At 43.0% G+C, this 10,721-nt stretch carries 13 protein-coding genes; 10 read left to right on the top strand and 3 right to left on the bottom strand.

The window, feature by feature from the left end; all coding sequences use genetic code 11:
• On the bottom strand, window positions 1–878 hold an 878-nt coding region (locus QUA54_RS09745; RefSeq protein ID WP_333414365.1), incomplete at its 3' end, for a hypothetical protein.
• A gap of 120 nt (window positions 879–998) precedes the next feature.
• The gene (locus tag QUA54_RS09740) at window positions 999–1,541 is read right to left on the bottom strand and encodes a hypothetical protein (protein ID WP_333414364.1); all 543 of its coding nucleotides are present in this window, start codon (window positions 1,539–1,541) and stop codon (window positions 999–1,001) included.
• Between the two features lie 349 nt (window positions 1,542–1,890).
• Here QUA54_RS09740 and QUA54_RS09735 point away from each other — a divergent pair, with 349 nt between their 5' ends.
• The 9 genes from QUA54_RS09735 to QUA54_RS09695 all read left to right on the top strand — a co-directional run bounded on the left by QUA54_RS09735 (window position 1,891) and on the right by QUA54_RS09695 (window position 8,882).
• Window positions 1,891–2,127, top strand: a complete 237-nt coding sequence (locus QUA54_RS09735; RefSeq protein ID WP_333414362.1) for a hypothetical protein — start codon at window positions 1,891–1,893, stop codon at window positions 2,125–2,127.
• A gap of 17 nt (window positions 2,128–2,144) precedes the next feature.
• The gene (locus QUA54_RS09730) at window positions 2,145–2,279 is read left to right on the top strand and encodes a hypothetical protein (RefSeq protein ID WP_333414361.1); all 135 of its coding nucleotides are present in this window, start codon (window positions 2,145–2,147) and stop codon (window positions 2,277–2,279) included.
• A 574-nt stretch (window positions 2,280–2,853) separates the two neighbouring features.
• Window positions 2,854–3,216, top strand: coding sequence for an HNH endonuclease (locus tag QUA54_RS09725; protein ID WP_333414359.1), 363 nt, complete (start codon window positions 2,854–2,856; stop codon window positions 3,214–3,216).
• A complete protein-coding gene (locus QUA54_RS09720; RefSeq protein ID WP_333264400.1) occupies window positions 3,194–3,427 on the top strand; it encodes an SMI1/KNR4 family protein in 234 nt (77 codons plus the stop codon). Before QUA54_RS09725 ends, QUA54_RS09720 begins: the two co-directional genes overlap by 23 nt.
• Window positions 3,428–3,671: 244 nt before the next feature.
• Window positions 3,672–5,336, top strand: a complete 1,665-nt coding sequence (locus tag QUA54_RS09715) for a hypothetical protein (RefSeq protein WP_333414357.1) — start codon at window positions 3,672–3,674, stop codon at window positions 5,334–5,336.
• Entirely contained in the window at window positions 5,329–5,841 is a 513-nt protein-coding gene (locus QUA54_RS09710; protein ID WP_333414355.1) for a hypothetical protein, read from the top strand. The genes QUA54_RS09715 and QUA54_RS09710 overlap by 8 nt, the downstream gene beginning before the upstream one ends.
• Before the next feature lie 49 nt (window positions 5,842–5,890).
• Window positions 5,891–6,688: a mobilization protein MobD-like protein gene (locus QUA54_RS09705; RefSeq protein WP_333414353.1), complete on the top strand. Its 798-nt coding sequence runs from the start codon at window positions 5,891–5,893 to the stop codon at window positions 6,686–6,688.
• Between the two features lie 591 nt (window positions 6,689–7,279).
• Window positions 7,280–8,401: a DUF6753 family protein gene (locus tag QUA54_RS09700; protein WP_333414351.1), complete on the top strand. Its 1,122-nt coding sequence runs from the start codon at window positions 7,280–7,282 to the stop codon at window positions 8,399–8,401.
• A gap of 58 nt (window positions 8,402–8,459) precedes the next feature.
• Complete coding sequence (locus QUA54_RS09695) at window positions 8,460–8,882, top strand: hypothetical protein (RefSeq protein ID WP_333414349.1); 423 nt, start codon at window positions 8,460–8,462, stop codon at window positions 8,880–8,882.
• Here the strand turns inward: QUA54_RS09695 and QUA54_RS09690 are convergent.
• Window positions 8,824–9,177, bottom strand: coding sequence for a hypothetical protein (locus QUA54_RS09690; protein ID WP_333414347.1), 354 nt, complete (start codon window positions 9,175–9,177; stop codon window positions 8,824–8,826). The two genes, QUA54_RS09695 and QUA54_RS09690, sit on opposite strands and share 59 nt — an antisense overlap.
• A 216-nt stretch (window positions 9,178–9,393) precedes the next feature.
• Here QUA54_RS09690 and QUA54_RS09685 point away from each other — a divergent pair, with 216 nt between their 5' ends.
• On the top strand, window positions 9,394–10,692 hold the full coding sequence (locus tag QUA54_RS09685; protein ID WP_333414345.1) for a transposase: 1,299 nt from the start codon (window positions 9,394–9,396) through the stop codon (window positions 10,690–10,692).
• The last annotated feature ends 29 nt before the right edge of the window (window positions 10,693–10,721 follow it).

Here is a 10,721-nt window from a genome sequence, read left to right as displayed (position 1 = left end):
TCTTGACTGCGGCCGAGAATTTTTGCTGTTAATCCCGAACGCCCGCAAGGACAAACATCAGGATTTAATTGAATGCGATCGCCGCACTGATAGCGAACAAAAGGCATGGTATGATTGTATAAATCTGTAGTGACTAATTCACCGTCAATAACTTCATACAAACATCGATCTATATCTAAATGCAGCCGCCCGCATTCAGGACAACTCAAACCGGAAATCCCTGTTTCTTGACAACCGTACTCGTTAATAATTGGAGCTTGAAAAACAGATTGCAGTAATTGTTTTTGAAACTCAAATAAAACCTCGCCCGTACAAATTACTCCTAAAACCGTCGGCATTGAATGTCCACAAATAGCAGCAGCCACTTCACACAAACGACTGGGATAACCTCGAATGACAGCCGATTTGTTATGCAACAGTTTTCCCAAATTTTGCAGGAAATCCGGCGTAATATTTCCAATTAAGGCAATATCGTTAACTCGCAGCGGCTGCAAACGGCTGGCAAGGTTAATAATGGGGACTTTTTCGTCAATTCCCCACCAAGCTAAAGCACGTTTTCTTGCCAACAAACGCGCTTCATTCCACTCATTTCCGGCAAAGTATGTAAAAGATTGACCGGAAGTTCCGCTAGTCATTCCTCGGTAAACTAAATCCTCAGCATTCGCCAGAAATAACCCGGGATTTTGCCGGATTGTTTGTTTGTCAACGGGCTGCAAATTAGCAAAAGCTGTTTGCCAATGGGGGACAAGTTGTGGGAAATCAGACTGGAAATCAATTAGTCCGGCTTGCAAAAAGCGGTGGTAATTTCCTGGGACTGTTGCCGCAACTTGTAAAACTCGTTTAAATTTGATTGCCGTTCGAGCGCTCAATTTTGTCATAAGCTGTCGCAGAACAAACCAGGATTATTATTTCGGTATAAATCCCAAAGTGACCAGTTTAAAAAACGACCTATTTTTCGTATTTAAACTGGTTTTTAGGTCAAATATTAAAAATTAGCGTTATTTTTGAGAGTCTTTGCCGGCGATTCTATCTGCTATTTGCAGCCAATCTTCATGAATCAAAACTTGCCGTTCTTGCGACAGTCCTTTTAATTCGCCCCGCTGTATTTTCAGGGGTTTTTCGCAAAAATTGCCCAAAGGTTTGAGATAAGCTCTATTTACCCAGCCCACTCGGAAATCAGGCGCATTTGCAAACTGCCCTCCACTCAGATTTTGAGGGCTAGGACTATATTCACCGCCAATCTTTACCCACTGTCCTGTTGCATCTCGATCGCCCGTAACGACTTGCCAACCTTTAGGAACTAAGCCGATAACCGGACCGTCGGGGGAAGAACGGATAGTCAGGGGATCTGTTTTGGTAACGATTTGAGCAAAGGGTCGAGGCTTGCCTCCGTAGGGGCAATTTTGAGCCTGTAAAGTTGTTTGGGAGGGCGTCGCAGAGGTGGTTTTGACACCCAACAGAGATAACAGCGTTAAGCTCACAAATAGCGCAATTTGTTTACAAACTTTTAAGAGATTCACAGAACCTATAGTCTTTTTCATATAAATGAAGTGCAATAACAGCATCAATTGCATTCTAGATCATTTACCTGAGAAAGGCTATATTTGCCAGATTCTCGTCCGCGCGGGTCAAGTTTAGGAAAACCAAACATTCAATAATGCTTGCGGAATTGTTGTTTGAAAATAACCCCGATTGCTTTGCCCAATTAGTCCAGTTTTTGCAACGAATCCTTGATGCGGGTAAAGCAGCGGTGTTTTGACGCGAGTGCTCGCGCCGCTAACCCCCCAAATTTTGGGAAACTAAACCCAGACCAAAACCCCACAGACCCGCCATGCCCAAACTCCCTGAGTGCGTAGGCTCCATCCGGGGCGGAGCCATCGCTGTCTCCTCTTGGGCCGCAACCCATACCTCATCTGTGCCGTGCATCCCGCAGGCCCTGACACCAATACTTGCATTGACTTTCGAGAAAACCCCGACGCCGAACCGGAGGAACTGTGGGAACCCGAAGGGGTGAGCTACTATGGCGACGAACTTATCCTGCAACCCCGGCAGCGGTGGACGCGCCTTGCAACAGTTAGACCTGCTGGACACGCACCCGCTGTTTACTGGCCGGTGTCCCCGGTGTGAACGCCCGTTCCCCCAGTATGAAACGCCCCCGGTGCATTGGGATTGTTTGGCTTGCGGGTGGATGGATGATTCGGTTTGAGGCGATGGCTCGCAGCGGTTTTGTTTTGATAATGGCGATCGTTACTTGCTCTCTAGAGCATTTATGGACTTAACTTTCTGGTTAAGATTGAATAAGTTAAATAAAGAATTATGGTTTTTTAAGTAAGCTAGCTAGTATTTAGGTAGTTTGATTACTAAATGGGCTTTTTAGTCAAGTTGTTTACGATAACAAGCAATTGCATCCTGAAAGTACCAGCACTTTCATCGCATTTTTGAGAGAACCAAATTCTGTTTATCAAATTACAGCAGTTCTCAATGTGTGGGGTACGTCCTTTGGCTCTAGCGAAGAAGGGGATCGTGCTTTGGCGTGTAATTCGTTCTGCAATTGAAGACTTGGAACTTCCTTTTGAACAGCACGAGTAGCGGGAGTTTTCCCACCAAAAAAAAGGGTTGATTCATCGGGATTGGTCTGAGGGCGATTCCTTATCCCAAGAGTACGCAAACAAATGGGAAGAGCTTCTGATCGATCGCTGCTACTCCTCTTTGACTGAATTATTGCCGTCAGAACCTTACACCGTTGACCAGTTTAACGAAACTTGGAGAAATCGCTGGGAATCTAGACAGCAGAGGAATTCCTAGTCTATAAAATACAGCAAAAGCGATCGTGCCAATTGTGAGAAATAAACTATGGCAAAACCAAAGAGGTATCCCGACAATTGGCAAGAAATTGCGCTCTCGGTGAAAGAAAGCGCTCTTTGGCGCTGCGCTAAGTGTAACCAACAATGTCTGCAACCAGGTACTAAAAGCGGCTTAACCAAGTCGGAGCGCTTGAAATTAACTTTAACCGTGCACCACCGCAACAGAATACCGGAGGACAACCGCCTCGAAAACTTAGTCGCGCTTTGTACTGCCTGCCATCTTTCCTATCACAACCGCGGGCAATCCAACGTCTCGCCCGGACAATTATCGCTGTTCCCCGATGATGGCATTGACTGGGATATGATGGATTGCTCTCTGGAATCGGCAATTGAAAATATCAAAGAATATTAAAGAATTAGCAGAACTGCTTCAACCCTTGCAGCAAGAAGATAAAAATCTGCACGGAACACGCGCAGATTCTCACCAATACAAACTGAGGCAAACGCTTGCGGAAGCCGAGTTGCAAAGTTTCGAGCGGCAACATCAAATCAAGCTGCCCGAAGATTACCGTACCCAATTTATTTCTTTGAAGCTCCAGAACTCCCCGCTCAGCTTGAGTTAAACGAAGACAGGATAGTTATCAAAATCAATCTTTCGCCTTTCATCTTAGCCTAACCTTGACATAGTTGCTATTTGTAGGAAGCGCAAAGCAACCGACACAAACCGAGATGTTTTCCTTGAAAGGCAGCCTGTCCCCGCCATTTGGAGGGGGCTATTTTAATTATCCAAAATCACCGGAATTGGTGAGGTCAGATTTAAACTGAAGCCAATACTATCATTTTATAACGTAATAAAAGCCAGCGTTTATGAAGAAAAAATCCTCAATACCAGATGCAATTCTGGCTATAGATTTTGGCGGCTTATCTACTAGAGTTTTCTGCCAAAGCTCGCAAGCAGGCAGTAAAGCAAGCTCCTTTGTAATGGAATCCCAGGTGGGGCCAGTGAGCCAAGACATAGCCAATTGTTTCACACAACCCAACCTCGCATCAGCATCTCCCGAAAATATTGCTTGGGTGGCAATTGGTAATGAATGCCGAGCCGTTGGCTACCTAGCAGCAGCGCAATTCAATGCTCACATCGGTTTAGCGGGACTGAAGTACAGTAGCGCTTTGTACAAAGCTCTAGCAGCTTTGTGGGTAGTGTCGCGGAAGTTAGATTTAGGCAATCAATTCAGCGCTGCGCTCTCCGTTTTCTTGCCCCCAGGCGAATTTAATGACTCCAAGCAATTTTTTGAGCTATTAAGTCAATACTCTGCTTCATTTGAAACACCCACAGGCAAGCTCTCCGTTACCCTGGACAAAACCCAAGCTTTGCAAGAAGGCGGCGGCATTGCTTTGATCCACAACAGTAATTTAGGTTCAGCCTTCAAGCAGCGGGTAACTGCCTTTGTTATGGTAGGATTTCGCAATGCTTCGGTAATAGTTTCGGCACGCGGTGCTGTCGGTAAGGGCAAAACTTCAGACTTAGGAATGGTAAGGTTGGTGGATCTAGTTCAAGAGCGAACCTCTAACTACGATGCTTCCCGTTTGGCTTTATCAATCGCTCAAGCGGGCGTAAGCTACAACCGCCCTTACTTTTACCGAATTGCTCGGAATCGAGAGGAAACAGCTAAAGATCGAGAAGTTGACCAATTGATTGAAGCAGTCAAGCTGTCTCGCTTCGACTACGCTCGAATGCTATCTCATTGGATTAATGAAGTGCTGCCGCCCGATTTAGATGAAATTGTATTTTGCGGGGGTACTTCTGAATATATGAAGCCAGAACTGCGAAATCAGTTTTCTCATTATTCGCTGTCTTGGCACGCAGGTATAACAGTGCCAAAAACACTTGACCCTGATGGTTTAGGTTGCCGCATAGCTGATGTTTACGGACTATTTTCTTACTTCAAATCTCAGTTTGAGGTACTGAGGCAAAGGTCTGTTGCGGCAACTTCTCAGAAGGCAGAAGATACAACTTCCAGTTCAGGAGATGCTCCACTCCCTCCAACTGATATACAGAGTGTAAAAGAATGTGCTGAACAATCTATTAAGCCCAAATCTGAACAACCTACTCACCCAAAATCTGAACAACCTACTCACCCAAAATCTGAACAACCTACTAAATTAAAATTTGAGCAATTTACTCACGCTAAATCCGAGCCATCTACTGAACAAAAATTTGAGGAATCAACTGAACAAAAGACTGAAGATATTACTGAACAAAAAATTGAGGAACCCGCTGAACAAAAAATTGAGGAACCCACTGAACACAATACTGAAGATATTACTGAACAAAACAGTGAAATTTGCGCTCAACAAAAGGCTGATTCAAGTATCAAAGATAGCTGCTTAGATGATTCTAATAAATTGAGTGATGAGCCGTCGTCCAATACAGAACCTTCATTAGAGGAGTCTGAAGCAAACTTAGATGCAGCTCTCTTATTGGGAGGGCCCTACCGAGGTGCTGGAAAGAAGGTGAGGAATTATGCCTAGAAAACGTTACAAGGAATTTTGCTGGCGCTGTCAAGTTTTGCCCGATTCCGAAGACGCTATCTTGCTATCTTACCTGCAAAATCATCCTTTTTTTAGTTTCCAGGAAACGATTTTACCTCTAATCAAAGCGCGGTGGCTGTTAGCATCATTACGCAATAGCGGTAGTCATTCTAGTACAGAGTTAGAGTATTTGAGGCGAGAAAGCATTAATTTTTTGCTCAGGCAGATAGATGAAGTTTGCCGAGATGCGGGATTTAACTGTACCGAGTTAGGAGTAATTGCCCCTGGTATTTCTTCGGGTTTAATTCCTTTAGCTACTTTCCCTCATTTATCGAATTCAGGTGCATCTATTGCTACGGAATTAACTGCCCCTGAGAGTTCAAATCCAGCAAGTTTGCCCGAAGAAAAAGAACCCGAGGAATTTTCGGGAGAAGTTGAGTTTGAAAACAGCGCATTTAACTTAGCTGGTTTCGATCCGGCAATGGTCGGACCTAGCTTTAGTTAAAAATTATTAAGTCTTGAATAGACACCGACATCCAGCAAGGAGGAATGAAATGACTAACATGATTCACTTGGTTGACGGCGAGAAAGGTGGCGTTGGCAAGTCGATGCTAACTCGGATTCTGGTTGAATTCAATCAGAAGTATGAACTGCTGTACACGTTAATTGATGGTGATTTTCAAAATCCTGACGTGCAGCAGCGCTATCCTGAACACAATGCCAAAATCGTAGCTTTAGTTGAAGATGAAGAGAAGTTTTTCGATATCGATATTATTTTTGAAACAGCAGTAGAAACTCCTGTGATTGTCAATTTACCAGCTCGGGTTTACAGCATTATCAACAAATGGATTGACGAAGCTAATTTAACCTCTCCTGATTTTAAAGAGCAGTCAGGAGTTGATGTATGCAAGTGGTTTATTTGCGGTGGCACGACGGACAGCATTGAAATGTTTATTGACTCTTTCAACTACTTTGAAGGTCAGCTCAATCACATTTTTGTCCGCAATTTTGGAGTTTGCAAAGATTGGTCGCACGTACAAAGCCATAAGGAAATGAACAAGCTCATTAATAATTACCGAATTCCTGTGGTAGATTTGCCAGCTCTGAGTGCAAGAGAGCGCAAGTTTATTGATACGAAGCGGTTGTCATTTTCTCAAGCAATGAAACACTCTGAATTCTTCTTGATTAGTCAGCAGCGATTGCATACTTTTCTGGAAGACTGTTTCCGTCTGATAGAAGATGTAGGTTTGTTTAACAACGCACCCAATCGCAATAAAAAAGAAGTCGTCGCGCCCTATGAACAAAAAAAAAATGAGGAAATGCAGATAGAAAATGAGCAACAAAATGAGTAACCAAATAAGCAACAGGTGGTAAAGTCTCAGGAGGCTGTAATTTGTAAAAAAGGTATCGTAAGCTTTTAAGAATCTAAATTAAGGCTTACACACAGACTCTACTGATAGGGTGTGCCGAAACCAGCCCGCTGGCTGAGTGCAATCAACGCAGTTGTGTTATCCCAGGCGTTGGATATTAGCAATAAACGTTGTTTATTGCGTTTAAATTCTGAAAAGAAGAAGATTGATCGATCGCCCGCTACGAGATTTCCAGGGTTTCAAAAACTTCTTCACCACTGGGCCAGCGGGCTGGGTGTGCCGAAACACATCTTAATACTACAGATAGTGTCTAAACCGATAATTTACGTCCAGGAATGTAAATTTTACAGTCGATGTGTAATGCACTCGTTATGGGAGGACAAAAATGTGAATTCCGACTATAAAACAATACGCTTGGGTTAGCGCTTTCAGACGAATTTCATTTCACTAACTTTTTGGAGATAGAGACTTGTGAAAGGAAGTCAGATTGTTCTTATCCCAAGCCTATTAGACTATAGAATGCGCGATGCAGAACAGCATAGAGATTAGGATTTTGATTAGGTAGGAGGTTGAATGTCGGATCGACTTTTAGAAGAACTTTCCGAAGTTGACTCTGAAGAGTTTGGCGAGATATTGGAAACGCCAAGGGAAGAGGGCAGACTTAATAATACCAAAAATAATTCCATACAATCCGCTGAAAATTCGCAAAATTTGCCCGATTCTCCAGATACAGTCCCAGAATATGCAGTAGAAGAAAAGTTGAAATCAGATGGGAGTAAGCTAAATGAAAAGGAGTTTTGGGAACTCATAGACGATGATTCGAGGGAAAGAGAAGCTCTGAACAGAGATCCTTTATCTGCCCCTCCCATGTACGAGAGAGATACTGAGTCACTAATCAGCCAGGTACTCAAGGGCAAAGACTCCAAATTTCGCTCTCATGTCATTCAGACAGCTTACCGATACGGTCTCAATAAAAATGACCCGCTTTTTATCGTATTGCTGGCTACAGGTCAACTCGAACTGCTGTTAGAAAAAAAACCACAAGAGATTGACCAGTTTTTCAAGAATTGGCAATCTCAATGGCAAGGTGATTTGAAAGATTCTCAAGCTGTTATTTCTCAAGAACTGGAACAAGTTCGCCAGCTTACTGAAAATTGGGAAAAAGAAAGCAGGGAGTTTTTAGAACGGCAGGGAAAAGCGGCTGTTAAGGTGCAACATCGCCACATTTCTAACTCAGTTTACACCCTAGTGCGACAAGCAGCTTTAGAGAAAGTTGCTCACGATATTTGGTCGGTGATTTTTGGGAGCGGGGTGGTGTTAGGGGCAATGGCGATCGGCGCTTTTATCGGGTTAGCTGTGCCCCGGTTCATTCCACCGCCTGAACTCGACCCAAAAGGGCCGCGCCAGCTCACTTTAGAACAAGCTGTAGCTCTCGAATGGGGGCTGAGCAAAGAGGGTCAGTTTGCTCGCAAGAACGCGGATACAATTCAGTGGGCAACAAGCAATGAAGGGAAATATGCTCGCCAACTTATGAGCTGGAATCAAGCTTTGCTGAGCGAGAAAGGTGGCAAAAAACTGTGTGAAACTGAGATAAATCGATTGGGGGTGACGCTGACAGTAGAGGGTAAACCTGCACAAAAAGGATTTTGTACTTTGTGGATTCGCTCCCCTCAAGAACGAGAGTTTGTTCCTTGAGGGCAAATACTAAAGTCGTGAATGGGATGTAAATAAGTTAGCTTAACAGGAGAAATCTATGATTGCCAATTTGAACAATCAGCCGTTACCTGACCAAAATCAGAAGCAAGTGCAGTCACAAATATCGGGTGTTTTAGTTGCACTAGACGACCCATTCGATAAGATGGTTTGGGATTACTGTTTGAGTCAAACCTACCCAATATCGGAACAGATTAAGATTGTACTGAGTGCTTTCTGGGGACCGTTTGCTGCCAAAAATGCTAGCAAGTCTCCTGAGCGAGTGCGAGCAATAGCTTGTTATTCACTGCAACAATTAGCAGCTCAACAAAAATTGATTGACTCAGTGTTTGAAGTGTCAAGTGAATCCACTAAAATTTCCGAAGTTATTGCTGTTACCAAAAGGAAAAATAGTTGCAAGGTACTCAATCAAGCTTGTGTTTGTTCTCAATCTGTTCTAAATACTGCAATTCGGTGGGAGTAAGAGCCGTTGTTCTTTCTAACAAGTTCAGAATTTCGACTTCAAACGGATCTAGATTTCCTAATTTGTGAAGTCGGCCAGTGCGATCGCAAATTTCTTGAAGTCCCGGTTGATTTTCGAGCGATACAGCAGTAAGAGCCGAGTGTTTGAAGGTATGCAAATTCATGGCAAGAGTAGGGATGTGCCGCATCCACACGGTAGCCGTTTTCTCGCCCACTGACTGAATGCGCCCCAACCGACCGTTAACGTCCTGGCGATCGGGCGCGTACACTTCCACTAAGGAACCAATTTTAAGCATCAGGTGGTGAGCGATGGCAGGTTTATCTTCAGGCTTTACCGAACGACATTGCCCCTGTAAAGTTTTGGCAACTTGAGCCGGACGACTGCGAGCATCCGAAGCCAGTATTATAAAACTTTATTAAGTTTGTAAGCAGTAGTAAGCAATGGTAGTATCATATAGTCATAAGGGTCAAGTGATAGAATTATTGTGATCGTTAAAAAATGGAGAGTCTGAATGCAACTAGCAGAGAGACACATCATTAAATCCACCGAGAATCGTTTTGTTGAAATAGACGGATTAGCCTTTAAATCGAAAAATTTGTACAACGCCGCTAACTACATTATTCGTCAGAGTTTTGTCTATGGATGGGGTTATATAAATTACAACGAAATGAACCATTTAATGAAGTCTCATCAAGCATATAAGGAATTACCAGCCAAGGTAAGTCAACAAATATTAATGATATTGGACAAGAATTGGAAGTCTTTTTTTGAAGCAGTCAAAGCTTACAAAAGAGAACCCACGAAATTCACGGGTCGCCCGAAATTACCAAAGTACAAAGATAAAGTCAAGGGTCGGAATATTCTCGTCTATACAATTCAGGCGATTAGTCGCCAGCAACTAAAGAAAGGAATTATCAAGCTTTCCGGGACTAATATTTTAATTAAAACTAAGATAGAACAAGAGCAGATTTGTCAAGTTAGATTGGTTCCCAAATGCGATTGCTATGTAATTGAGGTAATTTACAATGCCTGTGCTGAGCGTAGTCGAAGTGAACCGGAGTCCACCGTGGATGAAAACCAAAAAGAATTAATAGCTAGTATTGATTTAGGATTGAATAATTTAATGGCGTTAACTTCAAATCAGCCGGGCTTTACCCCTCTGCTGATTAACGGGCGACCATTGAAATCAATTAATCAATTCTACAACAAACGTAAAGCACAGTTACAATTTCAGTTAAAAGGTCTGCGTAAAACTTCATCACGGATTCAACGCCTAACTCGTTGTCGAAACCAGAAAATCGATAATTACTTACACCATGCCAGTCGTGACATCATTAATATTTTAAGAGAACGAAAGATGGGAACTCTGGTAATTGGTAAAAATGTACAATGGAAAAACGAGATAAATTTAGGGAAACAAACTAATCAGAACTTCGTAACAGTTCCTCATGCTCGATTGATTGAGATGTTGGAATATAAGGCTGCATTGGTGGGAATAAGAGTGATGGTGCAGGAAGAATCGTATACTTCTAGATCCAGTTTCCTGAATTTAGACCCGATTCCTGTTTGCGGGGAGAATGATGCCGATCGTGTCAAGTTTTGCGGTAAACGAATTAAGAGAGGATTGTACAAAACATCGAGCGGTCGATTAATTAACGCTGATGTTAATGGATCTTATAATATTTTGAGAAAAGCAGTCCCAAATGCTTTTAGCGATGGGATAGAGAGCTGCGTAGTTCAGCCGAGGCGGGTTAATCCGCTTGAAGTAAAAAAGAAAGGGGAGGGACTTGATGCCTCCCATGTCATGTAATAGATGACTATACTTTTACAAGCTATAAT

This window comes from Microcoleus sp. MOSTC5, from assembly GCF_036701825.1.
GTDB classification, from domain to species: Bacteria; Cyanobacteriota; Cyanobacteriia; order Cyanobacteriales; family Microcoleaceae; genus Microcoleus; species Microcoleus asticus.
The sequence above is the reverse complement of the archived record's forward strand: the minus strand, read 5'-3'. Positions and strand labels throughout refer to the sequence as shown.

What these genes read in the sequence shown, in the direction of transcription:
- QUA54_RS09740 (WP_333414364.1), bottom strand. Translation starts at nt 1,541, where the DNA reads ATGAAAAAGACTATAGGTTCTGTGAATCTCTTAAAAGTTTGTAAACAA.
- QUA54_RS09730 (WP_333414361.1), top strand. Translation starts at nt 2,145, where the DNA reads ATGAAACGCCCCCGGTGCATTGGGATTGTTTGGCTTGCGGGTGGATGG.
- QUA54_RS09725 (WP_333414359.1), top strand. Translation starts at nt 2,854, where the DNA reads ATGGCAAAACCAAAGAGGTATCCCGACAATTGGCAAGAAATTGCGCTC.
- QUA54_RS09715 (WP_333414357.1), top strand. Translation starts at nt 3,672, where the DNA reads ATGAAGAAAAAATCCTCAATACCAGATGCAATTCTGGCTATAGATTTT.
- QUA54_RS09710 (WP_333414355.1), top strand. Translation starts at nt 5,329, where the DNA reads ATGCCTAGAAAACGTTACAAGGAATTTTGCTGGCGCTGTCAAGTTTTG.
- QUA54_RS09705 (WP_333414353.1), top strand. Translation starts at nt 5,891, where the DNA reads ATGACTAACATGATTCACTTGGTTGACGGCGAGAAAGGTGGCGTTGGC.
- QUA54_RS09700 (WP_333414351.1), top strand. Translation starts at nt 7,280, where the DNA reads ATGTCGGATCGACTTTTAGAAGAACTTTCCGAAGTTGACTCTGAAGAG.
- QUA54_RS09695 (WP_333414349.1), top strand. Translation starts at nt 8,460, where the DNA reads ATGATTGCCAATTTGAACAATCAGCCGTTACCTGACCAAAATCAGAAG.
- QUA54_RS09690 (WP_333414347.1), bottom strand. Translation starts at nt 9,177, where the DNA reads ATGCTTAAAATTGGTTCCTTAGTGGAAGTGTACGCGCCCGATCGCCAG.
- QUA54_RS09685 (WP_333414345.1), top strand. Translation starts at nt 9,394, where the DNA reads ATGCAACTAGCAGAGAGACACATCATTAAATCCACCGAGAATCGTTTT.